This window comes from Streptacidiphilus carbonis (assembly GCF_000787775.1).
GTDB lineage: Bacteria > Actinomycetota > Actinomycetes > Streptomycetales > Streptomycetaceae > Streptacidiphilus > Streptacidiphilus carbonis.
This window is the reverse complement of sequence record NZ_BBPM01000043.1, coordinates 35,492-49,437: the sequence shown is the minus strand read 5'-3', so window position 1 is coordinate 49,437 and position 13,946 is coordinate 35,492. Positions and strand designations below refer to the sequence as shown.

General features: G+C 72.7%; 13 protein-coding genes. 6 read left to right on the top strand and 7 right to left on the bottom strand.

The features are described 5' to 3' along the window. Nucleotides 1–219 precede the first annotated feature (219 nt). Both TR46_RS27415 and TR46_RS41420 read left to right on the top strand, forming a co-directional pair. Nucleotides 220–1,749 carry a UDP-N-acetylglucosamine 1-carboxyvinyltransferase gene (locus tag TR46_RS27415; protein WP_042406125.1) on the top strand — a complete coding sequence of 510 codons (1,530 nt, stop codon included), beginning with the start codon at nucleotides 220–222 and terminating at the stop codon, nucleotides 1,747–1,749. 86 nt (nucleotides 1,750–1,835) lie between these two features. Further along, complete coding sequence (locus TR46_RS41420; RefSeq protein WP_042406124.1) at nucleotides 1,836–2,546, top strand: hypothetical protein; 711 nt, start codon at nucleotides 1,836–1,838, stop codon at nucleotides 2,544–2,546. Nucleotides 2,547–2,741: 195 nt separating this feature from the next. On the opposite strand, the gene TR46_RS27405 is transcribed toward TR46_RS41420, so the two are convergent. Continuing rightward, nucleotides 2,742–4,304 (bottom strand): alpha/beta hydrolase, encoded by a 1,563-nt coding sequence (locus tag TR46_RS27405; protein WP_042406123.1) that lies wholly within the window; start codon nucleotides 4,302–4,304, stop codon nucleotides 2,742–2,744. Between the two features lie 75 nt (nucleotides 4,305–4,379). On the opposite strand from TR46_RS27405, the gene TR46_RS27400 reads away from it, so the two are divergent. Continuing rightward, a complete protein-coding gene (locus TR46_RS27400) occupies nucleotides 4,380–5,327 on the top strand; it encodes a MerR family transcriptional regulator (RefSeq protein ID WP_042406121.1) in 948 nt (315 codons plus the stop codon). Nucleotides 5,328–5,475: 148 nt separating this feature from the next. Here TR46_RS27400 and TR46_RS41415 read toward each other — a convergent pair whose 3' ends face one another. Genes TR46_RS41415 through TR46_RS27380 form a run of 4 tightly spaced genes read right to left on the bottom strand, consistent with a single transcriptional unit; the run spans nucleotide 5,476 to nucleotide 7,606 of the window. Further along, nucleotides 5,476–5,994 (bottom strand): hypothetical protein, encoded by a 519-nt coding sequence (locus TR46_RS41415; RefSeq protein WP_152626699.1) that lies wholly within the window; start codon nucleotides 5,992–5,994, stop codon nucleotides 5,476–5,478. Next, on the bottom strand, nucleotides 5,978–6,478 hold the full coding sequence (locus TR46_RS27390) for an RNA polymerase sigma factor (protein ID WP_042406116.1): 501 nt from the start codon (nucleotides 6,476–6,478) through the stop codon (nucleotides 5,978–5,980). Before TR46_RS27390 ends, TR46_RS41415 begins: the two co-directional genes overlap by 17 nt. A gap of 34 nt (nucleotides 6,479–6,512) precedes the next feature. Further along, nucleotides 6,513–7,181, bottom strand: a complete 669-nt coding sequence (locus tag TR46_RS27385) for a class F sortase (RefSeq protein ID WP_236655534.1) — start codon at nucleotides 7,179–7,181, stop codon at nucleotides 6,513–6,515. 2 nt (nucleotides 7,182–7,183) lie between these two features. Then, nucleotides 7,184–7,606, bottom strand: a complete 423-nt coding sequence (locus tag TR46_RS27380; protein WP_042406111.1) for a hypothetical protein — start codon at nucleotides 7,604–7,606, stop codon at nucleotides 7,184–7,186. Nucleotides 7,607–7,863: 257 nt separating this feature from the next. Between TR46_RS27380 and TR46_RS27375 the strand changes: the two genes are divergently transcribed. Next, on the top strand, nucleotides 7,864–8,682 hold the full coding sequence (locus TR46_RS27375) for a maleylpyruvate isomerase family mycothiol-dependent enzyme (protein WP_042406109.1): 819 nt from the start codon (nucleotides 7,864–7,866) through the stop codon (nucleotides 8,680–8,682). Nucleotides 8,683–8,757: 75 nt separating this feature from the next. Here TR46_RS27375 and TR46_RS27370 read toward each other — a convergent pair whose 3' ends face one another. Then, nucleotides 8,758–10,338, bottom strand: coding sequence for an MFS transporter (locus TR46_RS27370; protein ID WP_042406107.1), 1,581 nt, complete (start codon nucleotides 10,336–10,338; stop codon nucleotides 8,758–8,760). 131 nt (nucleotides 10,339–10,469) lie between these two features. Here TR46_RS27370 and TR46_RS27365 point away from each other — a divergent pair, with 131 nt between their 5' ends. Then, on the top strand, nucleotides 10,470–11,216 hold the full coding sequence (locus TR46_RS27365) for a TetR/AcrR family transcriptional regulator (protein ID WP_042406105.1): 747 nt from the start codon (nucleotides 10,470–10,472) through the stop codon (nucleotides 11,214–11,216). Between the two features lie 75 nt (nucleotides 11,217–11,291). Here TR46_RS27365 and TR46_RS27360 read toward each other — a convergent pair whose 3' ends face one another. After that, nucleotides 11,292–13,364, bottom strand: a complete 2,073-nt coding sequence (locus TR46_RS27360; RefSeq protein WP_042406104.1) for a glycosyl hydrolase family 28-related protein — start codon at nucleotides 13,362–13,364, stop codon at nucleotides 11,292–11,294. Between the two features lie 327 nt (nucleotides 13,365–13,691). Here TR46_RS27360 and TR46_RS27355 point away from each other — a divergent pair, with 327 nt between their 5' ends. Next, entirely contained in the window at nucleotides 13,692–13,943 is a 252-nt protein-coding gene (locus TR46_RS27355) for an NfeD C-terminal domain-containing protein (RefSeq protein WP_042406103.1), read from the top strand. Nucleotides 13,944–13,946: the final 3 nt, after the last annotated feature.

Sequence of the window (13,946 nt, the reverse complement as noted above, 5' to 3'; positions counted from 1 at the left end):
GCATCGCGGCCGTGCTGTATCTTCCCCACGCCCACGCGATCACCCCGCGTCCCCGCCGGGTCTCCCGACCCTCCGCCGCAGCACCAGGTCCGACGGTGTGTGGCAGGTCAGGCCGGGTCGGTGCGGTCGGGGGCCGGAGTCCGGCCGGATTCACCCGGTCGGCCCCCGGCACGACCAGCAGAGATGCACTGCATCGCATCAGTGAGATACGTTCGGGCAGTGACCGACGACTACCTCTCCCGTATCGGCAAGCTCGTCCGTGCCGCCCGTACCCACAAGGGCTGGACGCAGACCCAGCTCGCCGTCGCCCTCGGCACCACCCAGAGCGCCGTGGCCCGTATCGAGTCCGGCGGCCAGAACATCGGCCTGGACCTGGTCGCACGGATCGGCGAGGCGCTGGACAGCGAGATCGTCTCGCTGGGCGTCGCCGGACCGATGAACCTGCGGGTCGTCGGCGGCCGCCAGCTCTCCGGCGCCATCGACGTGCGCACCAGCAAGAACGCCTGCGTGGCCCTGCTCTGCGCCTCCCTGCTCACCACCGGGAAGACCACGCTGCGCCGCGCGGCCCGGATCGAGGAGGTCTACCGGCTGCTGGAGGTCCTCACCAGCATCGGCGTGAAGCACCGCTGGATCAACGACGGCACCGACCTGGAGATCACCCCGCCGGCCACCCTCGACCTCTCCGCCATGGACGAGGACGCGGCCCGGCGCACCCGCAGCATCCTGATGTTCCTCGGCCCGCTGCTGCACCGCGCCGACCGCTTCGAGATCCCCTACGCCGGCGGCTGCGACCTGGGCACCCGCACCGTCCAGCCGCACCTCTCGGCGCTGCGCCATTTCGGGTTGCACGTCAGCGCCACCACCGGCAGCTACCGGGCCACCGTCGAACGCGACGTGGAGCCGCAGCGCGCGATCGTACTGACCGAGCGCGGCGACACGGTGACCGAGAACGTCCTGCTCGCCGCCGCACGCCACCCCGGCACCACGGTGATCCGCAACGCCAGCGCCAACTACATGGTCCAGGACGTCTGCTTCTTCCTGGAGCGGCTGGGCGTCCACGTCGAGGGCATCGGCACCACCACCCTGATCGTGCACGGCCGGGCCGTCATCGACGCCGACGTCGACTACGCCCCCTCCGAGGACCCGGTGGAGGCGATGAGCCTGCTCACCGCCGCCGTGGTGACCAACTCCGAGCTGACCATCCGCCGGGTCCCGATCGAGTTCGTCGAGATCGAGCTCGCCGTGCTGGACGAGATGGGCCTGGACTGCGACCGCAGCCCGGAGTACCCGGCCGACAACGGCCGCACCCGGCTGACCGACCTCACCGTGCACCCCTCCAAGCTGTCCGCGCCGGTCGACAAGATCCACCCGATGCCGTTCCCCGGCATCAACATCGACAACCTGCCCTTCTTCGCCGCGATCGCCGCCTGCGCCCACGGCTCGACCCTGGTCCACGACTGGGTGTACGAGAACCGCTCGGTCTACCTGACCGAGCTCAACCGGGTCGGCGCCCACGTCCAGCTGATGGACCCGCACCGGGTCCTGGTCGAGGGACCGACCCGCTGGCGCGCCGCCGAGATGATGTGCCCGCCGGCGCTGCGCCCGGCCATGGTGCTGCTGCTGGCGATGCTGGCCGCCGAGGGCACCTCGGTGCTGCGCAACGTCTACGTCATCAACCGCGGCTACGAGGACCTGGCCGCACGCCTCAACTCGGTGGGCGCCCAGATCGAGGTCTTCCGCGACATCTGATCCACCGTCACCCGGCTCTGGCCGTACGCCGCTTGCGGCGGGACGCTGGAACCCACGGCGGGGACGGTCGGGGAGGTCGGCAGGTGATGGCGAAGCAGACTCCGAGTGGCGGAATCGAACGGTCCTGGACCCCGGACGGGGCGGCGGCAACGGGGGCCCGGGGAGCGCCGGTCGGGCCGGCGCCCCCGACGGCCCCGACGGCCCGGTCCCGACTGCGGGACGGCGCCATCGTCATCATCGCGACCGTGTTCACGGTGATGACGATCGGGGTCGCCATGCTGATCACCAGGGGTCAGCGGGTGGGGATCGTCGGCGGCGCACCGGGCCCGACCCCGGCGGTGGTCCCGTCCGCACCGGCCCGGCTGGTCCCGCCCGGACCGCCGGCGCCAGCGCCGACCACCGCCGGACCGGCCGGCACCGGCGGCGCTGCCGACGCGGTCCCGGCCGGCTTCCTCGGCACCTGGTCGGGCACCCTGGCCGCCTCCGACGGGTCCCGCTCCGGCGAGGACGCTGTCACCGTGCGCCCCGGCCGGATCGGCGCCGACTCCACCACCGAGCTGCGGTCGGACACCGGCACGTCCGGAGCTCACCCGCTCTGCCCGACCGCCTGGACGCTGCTGAGCGCCACCGCCCACCAGCTCAGCTTCAGCAGCCGCCCGCTGCCCGGCGCCCCGGCCGGCTGCCCGACCGGCACCGCTGAGCAGACTCTGACCCGCAACCCCGACGGCACTGTCACCCACACCTGGTCGGACCCGGCCACCGGCACCCTCACCGGCGTGCTGGACCAGGGGGCATGAGCCCGGACGCGGGCGTGGGCCCGTGGCAGAGCGCGTGGCAAGCCGACCGGGGTTCCTGAGTGCGGACCGCATCCGGTTGACCGCCCGGTCCCCGCGCCTCTGGAGGCTGCAACGGAACCACGGTGGGCCAGTCGCAGCCACCCAGGGGCGCGGGGAACTGCGCGCCGAGCCGGCTGCGGCCGCAGCAGGGAACGGTCAGAGACTCCCCGCCCGCAGGTGCCGCAGCACTCCCCGCAGCGCCGTGCGGACGGCCCCGCGGGTCGCCTCCGTGTGGTCGATGGTCTCGAAGCCGTGGTGGGCTCCGGCCACGTCGATCAGTTCGACGTCCGCGCCGCAGGCCTCCGCCGCGGCGAGGAATTCGGTGACCGTCGCCGCGATCTCCGGCTGCTCCAACTCCACCCGGGTCAGCACCATGGGCAGTCCGCCTGCCCCCCGCACCGCGTCCGCGGGGCGGAACCTGGATTCGGCCATTCCCCAGTTCGGCAGCGGCGCCAGGATCGGATACGTCGCCGCCACGCAGCGCAGCCACCGCGGTGGCGCCGCCAGCCAGTCGGCGCAGAGCAGCCCGCCGCCGGAGAAGAACCACAGCGCGATCCGGTCGGCGTCGACCCGGGGGTCGGCCCGCACCAGTTCGACCGCCGCGGCGACGTCCTCCGCGGCGCGCCCGTAGTCGCCGAGACCGTGCAGCCGGTGGTCCAGCGTGACGCCGACCAGGCCCAGCGCCGCCGCCTGACTCGCGTAGCCCACGAAGGTCCGGCTGTCCCGCGGTGTCGGCCGCTTCTCCGGTGGCACCGGGCCGCCGTGGACGAACACCACCGCGGGCCGGGGACCGTCCAGGTCGGAGAGGTCGGAGAGGTCGGAGAGCCCAGAGCGGTCGGACAGGTCGGAGAGGTCCGGCAGGTAGAGGTCGACCGGCCCGATCCGCTCACTGGGCCGCTCGGGCCCGTCCAGCAGGAAGCGGGCCGGGACCTCCGCGCCCGCCGCGGTCACCCGGTGGCCCTCCCCCGCCGCGGCCCGGAGCAGCACCTCGGCCAGCTCGTCCGGGCAGGACAGCATCGGCCAGTGGCCGGTGTCGAGCTCGAAGAAGCCCACCCGGGGGTCGGCGAGCACCTGGAACCGCGGCTCGCCGTACCCCAACAGCATTTCCACCAGCGCGATGCTGGTCCCGTTGGCGGTGCAGAGGATGCCGCTGGTCGGCAGTTTCGCCGCGGCGCCGGTCAGCCGCAGCGGCTGGGTGAGCGTGGCCAGCGGCTGCGGCGCTGCCAGCCGGGTGAGCCGGGCCAGCGCCTCCTCGGGGACCCCGGCCGTGCTGCCCCAAAGCGGCCACTCCTCCAGGGTCGGCGCCGGAACCCGCCAACCGTCCCCGCTCTCCCCGACCCGGCGCAGCAGCCGTTCGCGGACCTCCGGGTCCGGCACCAGGTCCAGCACCGACTCGCCGTCCTGGGGCAGGCCCGCGTCCAGATGGACGATCCTGGCGATCCGCTCAGGACGCCGGTCGGCGGCGCCCAGCACCGGGTGGATGCCGGTGTCATGGCCGACGATCACCAGTTCCGGCTCGTCCACCTGGTCGATCAGCTGCACCAGGTCCTCGATGTGGGTGTCCAGGTCGGTTCCGGGGCCGGCCAGGTGCCGGCGGTCCCCCAGCCCGGTGAGCGTGGCCGGGTACACCCGGGCTCCCGACCCCTGCAGCCGGTCGACCACCTCCCGCCACACCCAGCCGCCGATGTGACCGCCTGCGACCAGCACGAACGCCGTCATGAGTTCCTCCTCAACCTGCCCGGGGCGCCGGGCTCCCCGGTACCGTAGGAACTCCCCCTGAGGGAGGTTCAAGCTGTGCAGTCCGACGACCTGTGGAGCATCGGGGAGCTCGCCGAGCACGCGGGCGTCACCGTCAAGACCGTCCGCTTCTACTCCGACCGCGGGCTGCTGCCCGAGGCCGGACGCAGCTCCGGGGGCCACCGCCGGTACGGGCCCGAGGCGCTCGACCGGCTCCGGCTGATCCGCTCGCTCCGGGGTCTCGACCTGCCGGTGCCCGAGGTGGGCCGGATCCTGGCCCAGGAGGACGGGCAGGAGGGGCTGGACGGCGCGCTGGAGGACGCCATCGCCGGGCGGCTGCGCGAGCTCGGCTCGCAACTGACCGCGCTGCGCTGGCGCGAGGCCGCGCTGCAGCTGCTGCGGGACTGCACCGCCGAGGAGCGCGCGGACCGGCTGCGGCTGATCGGCGCGGTGGCCACGCCGCCGAGCACGGCGCCGCTGGCCCGCTTCTGGCGCTTTCTGCTGCCGCCCCGGCTCCCGGCCCGGCTGCGCGGTGCGATCATCGAGGCGGCGGTACCGCAGCCGCCGGCCGATCCGACGCCCGATCAGGTGCTGACCTTCGCCCGACTGCACGCGCTGACCTCGGGCGCCCGGTTCGACAGCGACTTCTGCCGACCCGAGTTCCGCTGCGCCGAGGAGAAGCTCGACCCGGCCGTGCTCTACCAGGGCCTCGGCGACGCCTATGCGCTGGCCGGGCAGGAGCTGCGGGCCGGGCGGACCCCGGGGCGGGGCGAGGCGCTCGACTGCTTCGTGGCCGCCCACGCCGAGGCGTCCCGGCTACCGGACAGCCCCGCCTTCCGCCTGCGGCTCGCCGGCACCCTGACCGTCACCGCCGACCCGCTGGTCGACCGCTACTGGCAACTCGCCGGCGAGCTCGTCGTCCCGCCGACCGGTCCGGCCGAACCGAACATGGGCGCCTCCCACGAGTGGCTGCGCGTCGCACTCGACGCCGAGCTCAGCGTCTGACTGCGGGCCGCACCGGGCTGGTCGCGCAGTTCCCCGCGCCTCCGCTGGGGCTGCAACTGACGCACCGTGGGCCGGTCGCAGGGTCCAGGGGCGCGGGGAACAGCGCGACCGGCCCACTACGCCCGCACCGAAGGCCCGTCAGAAACCCCTATCTCGCTGCCGACGGCGACGCCGACGCCGCCGTGGCCCGCGGGGACGCCGATCCACTGCTCGGGCGCCGGGTTGCGGCGGCGGCGGTGCCCGCCCTGGTCCCCCCGGTGGCCGCGGAGGCGCCGGCCTCGCCACGGGTCGGCGTCGTCCGCGGCGACACCGAAGGCGTCGGCGAGGCGGAGACGGAGGCCGAGCCGGACGGCTCGGGCCGGGCCGGGGTCGCCGTCGGCGACGGATGCGCCACCGTGGACGACCGGACGGTCGCCGGCGCTGCCGGGACCACCCGCACCGGCTCGTCCGGGGTCCCGGACATCAGCAGCGGGGCGATCACCGCGGCGGCCACGGCCAGCACCAGTCCCCCGCCGCCCGCCGTCCGCCGCCACCTGCGCCGCGAGGCGCTGCGGCGGATCTGCTCGAAGGACCCGGGCGGCGGCAGCAGCACCACCGGGCCGGGGCCGAGCAGCGACGCCAGCCGGTCGTCCCGCTCCTCGTCCGGCTCCTCAATGGGTGTGATCAAGGTGTCCCCCCAGCTTGCTGCGCAGTAGTTCCCGGGCCGCGTGGAGATCGGCCTTGACTGTCCCTTCCTTGCGCCCCGTCAGCACAGCCACCTCCCGGACCGGCAGATCAGCGTAGTAGTACAGCAGCACCGGGGTTCGCAGCCGCAGCGGCAGCGACTGGACCAGCAGCCGGACCGAGGGATCGCCCGACTCGTCCGCGCCGCGCGCCGCGGCCACCGCGGCCTCCGCGGCCACCCGGCGCAGCGCCCTGCGTTCCCGCTCCAGCCTGCGCCAGTGGTCGCGGACCAGGTTGGCCGCGGTGACATAGAGGAAGCCGCGCGGCTCCTCCACCTTGGTCCAGCGCGCCCACAACCGGGTGAACGCCTCCGCGGCGATCTCGTGGGCGGTGCCGTCGTCGTCGGTCAGACGACGGCACCACCCGGCGAGGGCCGGGTAGAGGGCAGCGAACAGCTCGGACGCTGCGGTGTCCTGTGACCGGCTCAACGCTCTCCATGGGTCGGGATGTGCTGGGTGTCGGCTACTGCCCGGAGGTCAGTGCGGCGTAGACGACCACGTTGTCGAGGTAGCCGTGGCCGGTGCTGTCCCGTGGACCGCCGCAGGTGATCAGACGCAGTTCCGGGCGGTCGACGTTCCCGTAGACGGCGGCGGTCGGGAATTCGGCCTTGGCGACCGTCTGCACCTTGTAGACCGTGAAGTCCGCGTCCACGCCGTCCTTCAGCCGGGCGACCACGCGATCGCCCGGCTTCAGCTTGGACAGGTGCAGAAAGACACCGTCGCCGTACTGACCGACCGTCACATGAGCCAGGACCACCGAGGGACCGACCTGGCCCGGAGTCGGCGAACCCTGGTACCAGCCGGCCGGGGAGTGCGCCTCGATCGGCGGTGTCTGCACGCTCCCGTCCGCGGCCAGCCCCAGCTTCATCACCGGGGTATCCACCCCGATGGCTGGGATCTGCAGTTCCACCGGTACCGACTCGGACAGCGCCTTCGGGGCCTTCGAGGCGGACGCCGGAGCGGACGGCGCCGGCGGGTCCGCTGCTGTCGACGCGGATCCGGCCACGGCCGTGCTGCCGGCGCCGGCAGACCCGACCGCCGCTGCTCCGCTGCCGCAGCCGGAGAGCAGCAGCGCCGCAGCCAGCACTGCCGCTGCCGCTGCCGACTGTGTTCTGGTGTGCTCGGTCGGCAAGATCAGCCCTGGGCCCGGGTCCGGCGACGCAGCAGCACCACGCCCGCACCGCCGACCAGCACCGCTCCGGCCGCCGCGGCGCCGGTCATCAGGCCGGTGTCACCGCCGCCCTGGGAGGCGGCCGGCGCCACACCGGTGTCCGGGGCGCCGCTGGGCACGACCCGGACCTGGCCGTCCCGGGTCGGGCGGGCGACCGGGGCGGCGGTCGCGGACGCGCCGGTGCCACCGGTCGCGGCGCGGGGTGAGCCGGACGCGCTCACGGTCGGGACGGCGGAGGCGCTCCGGGCGGCCGTGGCCGGGGTCGGCGAGGCGCTGGCCGAAGCCGATCCGGCGGCGTTCGCGGAACCGGCGCCGACCAGCACCGCGGCACAGGCGAAGAGCGCGGCGGCGAGGACGCCGGTACGACCGGTACGAGCTGTACGCATGAAGGGTCTCTCTCTCGTCGGCCCGGGCCGCCGTGGCGACGGCACCGGGCTGCGTTGCTGAACGGGAGGAGAGACGACACAGCCCGGCGACAGGTTGTAAAGAGATGGCAAAGTCCTCGGGACCGTCGCGGAGGGCCGTCACGCCAAGGCCGTCACGCAAGGCCGACACGTAGGGCCGTCGCGTAGGCCCGCAGCGGAGGACCGCGTCCGCGTCGCACCCTGGACAGTGCGCCGCCCCTGGTCCAGGCTCTTCCGTCATGACCACCCCCGCGCCCGCCGCCCCGTCCGCGCCCGAGCAGTTGTACCGGGCGATCACCGGGACCGCCGCGGACATAGCGGCCCTGCTGAGCGCCGGCGCCGACCCGGAGGCCAGGGTGCCGCGCTCCACCTGGAACCTCGGTGAGGCCGCGGCGCACCTCGCGCTGGCCAACCAGCTGATGGCGGAGCTGGCCGCAGGTGCCGAGCGTCCTTACGGGGACGGCACCCCGGACGGTCTGGCCGCCGCCAATGCCGACTCGCTGGCCGCGTTCACCGAACGCGACCCCGCGGTGCTGGCCGCGGCCGTGGTCGAGCAGGCGGAGTCCTTCGTCGCCGCGGCCGCGGGGCAGAGCGCCGCCCTGCGGGTACTGGCGCCGATGGGGCCGATGGACCTGGACACCCTGGGGTCCTATCTGCTCACCCATATGCTCGGGCACGGCTGGGACCTGGCCCGGGCGCTGCGCCGACCGCACATGATCGACCGTCAGCGGGTGGAGCTGTGCCTGCCGTTCCTGACCACCGCGATGCCTCGGGTGCTCGACCGCAAGGCGGTCGGCCGGTTGAGCGCCGTCTACGAGCTGCGGCTGCGGGGCGGCGGCCCCCGCTACACCGCGGCCTTCGCCGACGGCGGCCTCACCGTCAGCGGGGGCGCCGCGCAGCGCGCCGACTGCACCATCGTCACCGAGCCGGTGACCTTCCTGCTGATCGCGCTGGGGCGGTGCTCGCCCTGGGGCGCGATGGCCCGGGGCGGGATCCTCGCCTGGGGGCGCAGGCCGCTCCTCGCCCCGGCGTTCCCCAGCTACTTCCGAGCCCCCTGAACCGTCCGGGAACGACGCGAAGCCCCCCGGTCGGGGGGCTTCGTCGTCGGACGGTGTGTGCGGGCTGGGGTCGGTTCAGGCGGCGGCGCGCTCCGGCGTCGCCGCGGGCTCCTGTGCCTCAGCGGTCTCCCCAGCGGTGTCCTCGGCGGTGGCCCCGGCGGCGGCGTCCTCCGTGGCCGCGTCGTTGCCGTTGCGCATCAGCACCAGGGCCAGAGCCGCCGCGATCAGGACGCCGACGGCGCCGACCAGGAAGCTGGCGGACATCGCCTGGGTGAAGGCCGAGCGGGCGGTGGCGGCCAGGGCGGTGTCCCCGGTGCTCGCGGCCAACTGGAGCGCCGCGGAGACCGAGTGGCGGGCCGCAGCGGGGAGCGCCGCCGGCATGTGGCTGGTGAAGGTGGAGGAGAGGACGGTGCCCAGGACCGCCACCCCCAGCGCCGCACCGCTCTGCTGGACCGTGTCGTTGAGGGCCGAGCCGACCCCGGCGTGCTCAGCGGGTATGACGCCCATCAGCGCGGCGGTGGCGGCCGGCATCGCCAGCCCCGCCCCGGTGCCGATCAGCGCCAGGGCCAGGGCCACCATCCCGAAGCCGGCGTGCACCGACAGCGTGGTCAGCACTCCGAAGCCGCCGGCCAGGACCAGCAGCCCGGCCACGGTGATGGTGCGGTTGCCGAGCTTGCTGCCCAGGGTGGCGCCGAGGCCGTTGAAGACCAGGGCGGCGACGGCCAGCGGTGCGAAGGCGATCCCGGTGCGCGTCGCCGAGTAGCCCAGGGCGAACTGCAGGTACTGGGTGAGCACCAGCATCAGGCCGCCGTTGGCGAAGGTCACCAGCACCAGCGAGAAGCTGGAGGCGCTGAACACCCGGTTGCGGAACAGCACCAGCGGGGCCATCGGCTCGTCGACCCGGTTCTCCCAGACCACGAAGCCGGCCAGACCGAGCACCGAGAGCGCCGTCCCGGCGATGATCGTCGGATGGGTCAGACCGCTGCGGGCCGCCTCGATGATCGTCCACACCAGTGCGGTCATGCCGACCATGGACAGCACCATCCCGATCGGGTCGGCCTTGCGCCAGGGTCCCTTGGACTCCGGCATCAGCACCACGGCCGCGAAGATCGCCAGCGCCGCCACCGGCACGTTCAGCAGGAAGATGACGCCCCACCAGAAGTGCGCCACCAGCACGCCGCCCAGCACCGGGCCGCCGATCAGACCGATCATCGAGGCGCCGCCCCAGATCGCGAAGGCCTTGCGCAGCTCGTCCTCGTCGAAGACGGTCATCAGGATGGAGAGCGTGCTGGGCATCACCAGCGAGCCGCCGAAGCCCATCAGCACCCGGCCCGCGATCAGTTCGGCCGGACTGGCCGCGAAGGCCGCGAGCAGCGAGGCTCCCCCGAACAGGGCCAGGCCGATGATCAGCACCCTTCGTCGGCCGAAGCGGTCGGCGAGGCTTCCCGCGGTGAGCAGCATCCCGGCGAAGACCAGGATGTAGGAGTCGATCACCCACTGGATGTCCTGGGCGCCGGCGTGCAGCGTGTTGGAGATGGTCGGCACCGACACCGTCAGCACCATGTTGTCGATCACCAGGACCAGCGCGCTGAGGCAGAGCACGATCAGGATGATCCAGCGGCGCGGATTGCGCCCTTCCTTGCCAGTCAGTTCCATGACTTTCCCCTCCGGGTTTCGGGCCGCACACCGTTCGGCACACCGCACACTGTACGGCGCTCCGCACAGTGTGCGCAAGGGCGTACGCTGTTCGCATGGCAACGGGGCTACGCGACGAAAGAGGAGACCTCATGGCAGCCGAACAGCAGCAGGCCGGCGGCTCGGTGTGGACCCGGCCGCAGCGGCCGCGCCGGGAGCAGCCGGCCCTGAGCCGGGAGCAGATCGTCGCGGCCGCGATGGAGCTGCTGGACGCGGAGGGCATCGACGCCCTGAGCATGCGCAAGCTCGGCACCCGGCTGAACGCCGGCGCCACCTCGATGTACTCGCACGTGGCCAACAAGGACGAGCTGATCGAGCTGGTCGTCGACGAGGTCTACGGCGAGATCGCCACGCAGGACCCGGCCGAGGCGTCGGACTGGCGCACGGAGGTGACCACCGTCGCCCAGAGCCTGCGCCAGGCGTTCCTGCGCCATCCCTGGATCGCCTCGGTGCTGGGCCAGGTGGGCATGTCATCGCTGGGACCCAACCTGCTGCGGCTGTCCGAGCAGATGATCGGCGCCCTGGAGACTGCGGGCTTCTCGCTCGCGGAGGCGGAGCGGGGGATGAACACCGTCAGCTCCTATGTCGTCGGCCTGGCCAGTACCGAGGCCGCCTGGCTCACCGTGCTGGCCCGCAGCGGCCAGAGCCAGCAGGAGTGGGTGGACGCGTTCTGGCCCGCGGCGCTGCAGGCGGTCCAGGCGTTCCCGCGGCTCAGCCGGCTCTACGCCGCCCAGAGCGAGGGCTTCGACGTCGACAGCAACCGGGTCGACAGCTTCTCCGACGGCCTGGAGTGCATTCTGGACGGCCTGGAGGCACGGCTGCGCCGCGCCGCCGAGTAGGACCGGCGACGCGGGCGCGGCTGTCGGAACGTCAGGTACTGCCGGAAGGTCAGGTACTGCCGGGCCTCCCCCGGTTCACCAGGGCGACGGCGCCGGCGGCGCCACCACTGCCGGGCGGTCGTCGCAGGTGATGGTGTTCGGCAGCTCCCAGGGCGCGAGCCAGGGCCCCGTGGTGCCGCCTCCGGTGTTGCCGCCGAGGTCGGTCAGCGAGAACTCCGACCCTGCGGCGGTGAAGTGGAACGACCCGCAGTTGTTGACGCCGACCGCGCCGACGTTGCGGGCGACCACGTTCTGGAAGGTCGCGGATCCGGCCGTGCGGGCGCTGACCACATCGGTTCCGGTGCCGTCGACCTTGATGTCCTTGAAGTGGACGTTGGTGATCGAGTACTGGTCCTTCACCGGGAAGTCGGTCACCAGCATGATCGCGTCATAGGTGTTGTCCAGGAAGTTGTCCCCGGTCACCTCGATGTCCGCGCTGATGTTCCGCTCCAGCGCGTAGAACCAGATCGCCCCCAGGCCGATGTTCCAGTTCAGCTCGTAGGTACCGGCCCTGACCGTGGTGTTCCCGGTGATCCACAGGTGCCCGGTGAACGCCTGGGAGCCGAAGCGGGAGCCGACCTGGATGCCGCTGCCCTCCCGGATCGGGTCGGCGATCAGGTTGTCGGAGACGGTGTTGTCGGTGCCGCCGTAGACCGCGATGCCGTTGGCGAGCACCGGGGTCTGCACGGTGTTGTGGTCGAAGGTGTCGTTGGCGTCCTCGCCCTTCTCGGACCACATGGCCAAGGCGTCGTCACCGGTGTTGCGGACGAAGTTGTCCGACACCACCGAGTCGGTGACCCCGGTGTGGAAGTTGATGCCGTCGGCGATCTGGTCGACGATCACATTGTCTGTGATCCTCAGGTTGCTCATCGGACCGTCGAACCACATCCCCACCTTGGTGTGCTGGATGTAGAGGCCGTCGATGGTCGAGTCGCTCATCGCGCCGCCGATGCCGTTCACCTGGTCGGTGTCGATCCGCTCGCGGACGTCGCCCTCGATGGCGAAACCGGACAGGTGGACGTTGGTGGAGCCGCCGACCGAGGCGTCCTTCCCGTAGAAGCCGACGCCGGTGTGGACCGAGCCGTCCGGAGCCGGGCTGCCCAGCGTCACCTGGTGGCCCTTGATGACGGTGTACCAGCTGCCGGCGCCCTCGATGGTGACGTCGTCGACGATGATGTGCCGGTTCACCTGGTACGTGCCCGGCGGGATGTACACCTTGAGGTGGGTCCGCTCGGCGAAGGCGATGGCCCTGTCGATCGCGTCGGCGGAGTCCCGCCGCCCGGTCGGGTCGGCGCCGAAGGCCAGCACATCGGCGGCGACCAGGTCGATCCTGGGCGGCGCGACCAGCTGGGAGTCCATCAGGTCGATGACGGTGGCCGAGGCGTCGCTGCCGGCCGGCACGGCGAGCCGGACCTTGTCACCGGCCTCGTAGGTGCGGCCCAGCAGCAGCCGCTGCTCGTCGTAGAAGTGGTTGGGCCGGAACGGGGTGGTGATCACCGGGGCCGGCGTGGTCTGGTCGGGCACGCAGGAGCACTCGGTGATCCACCAGTCCGGATGCAGCAGGCCCGCGTTGGGGTCGTTGGAGAACGGGTACTGGTTGTAGAGCCAGGCGTACTGCGAGGTGAGCGTCATGGTGCCGCGGCCCTTGCCGTTCACCGTGACGTCCAGCGGAGCCGTGATCCCGCCGCCGTTCGGCGCGTCCGGGATGCTGTAGCGCACATTGATCGCATCGGCCGCCGCGGGCAGGGTGAACTCGACGTACTGGCCCGGCTTCAGGCTCACCGCCGAGCGGCCCGACGCCTCCGCGGCCAGGGTGTAGGCGGCCGTACCCGGGCCGATCACCGTGCCGTCGGTGACGGCCTTCTCGGCCTCCTGCTCGGCGAAGCCCACCGTGGCGCCGGTCCCGGCCACCAGCGACGGGTCCAGCGCCGCCCGGGTGACGGGCGTGGGCGCCGGAGGTGCTGAACTCGCAAAGGCGGTGCCGCCGGGGGCGACACCGAGTCCCACCACGACAGCGGTCACCGCTGCCACCGCCGAAGCGGCCCTGAACGGTGGTCTGACGGCTCGCCCGGATCCAGCCCTGGCAGCCCTGGTTGTGCTCCGTGACATCGGATGCTCATTTCTCGCGCGCGAGTGAACGGTGCGGCGGACGCGGTGAGGGTGAGCCGACAGTAGGGCCGCCGCGCAGCCAGCCACAAGGCTCATGCGGCATATTTTCGCTGCAATGCTCATAAACTCCGTGGCTTGCTTGATTTTTTGCATTCGCTTCGTCAAAGCGCGACTCCGCATCGCGGCCGGTGTGCGCGCCTTCCACAACGGGGAGAACGGGGCTGGGAATGTGGGTCGCACAACGGCCGTACGGAGGATGGGCCGCTGATCGGATGTAGCGCTAGGGTCAGGAATCAGACACAGGATCGACATAGGGGGCAGCTTCGGATGGCACCGGACGAGGCCGTGGTCGGCTGCATCGGGGTGCTGCTCGTCGGCACCCGCGGCGCGGCCGGGCCGGGTGAGGTCCTGGTGCGGGTCAGAGGAGGCACGGAAGCCCTTCTGGCCTGGTCGGAGGAGCCCCTGCCGAAGGGGGCTCCGGTCCTGGTGATCGAGTCCCGCGGCTCCCGCCAGGTAGATGTCATCGCATGGACAGATCCGTTGGACGCGTTGGCCGGCGACGCCGGCGACGCCGGTTGAGGA

Excerpts from the sequence above, each read along its gene's own strand:
- TR46_RS41420 (WP_042406124.1), top strand. The coding sequence starts at position 1,836 with ATGGCGAAGCAGACTCCGAGTGGCGGAATCGAACGGTCCTGGACCCCG.
- TR46_RS27405 (WP_042406123.1), bottom strand. The coding sequence starts at position 4,304 with ATGACGGCGTTCGTGCTGGTCGCAGGCGGTCACATCGGCGGCTGGGTG.
- TR46_RS27380 (WP_042406111.1), bottom strand. The coding sequence starts at position 7,606 with ATGCGTACAGCTCGTACCGGTCGTACCGGCGTCCTCGCCGCCGCGCTC.
- TR46_RS27375 (WP_042406109.1), top strand. The coding sequence starts at position 7,864 with ATGACCACCCCCGCGCCCGCCGCCCCGTCCGCGCCCGAGCAGTTGTAC.
- TR46_RS27370 (WP_042406107.1), bottom strand. The coding sequence starts at position 10,338 with ATGGAACTGACTGGCAAGGAAGGGCGCAATCCGCGCCGCTGGATCATC.
- TR46_RS27365 (WP_042406105.1), top strand. The coding sequence starts at position 10,470 with ATGGCAGCCGAACAGCAGCAGGCCGGCGGCTCGGTGTGGACCCGGCCG.
- TR46_RS27360 (WP_042406104.1), bottom strand. The coding sequence starts at position 13,364 with ATGTCACGGAGCACAACCAGGGCTGCCAGGGCTGGATCCGGGCGAGCC.
- TR46_RS27355 (WP_042406103.1), top strand. The coding sequence starts at position 13,692 with ATGGCACCGGACGAGGCCGTGGTCGGCTGCATCGGGGTGCTGCTCGTC.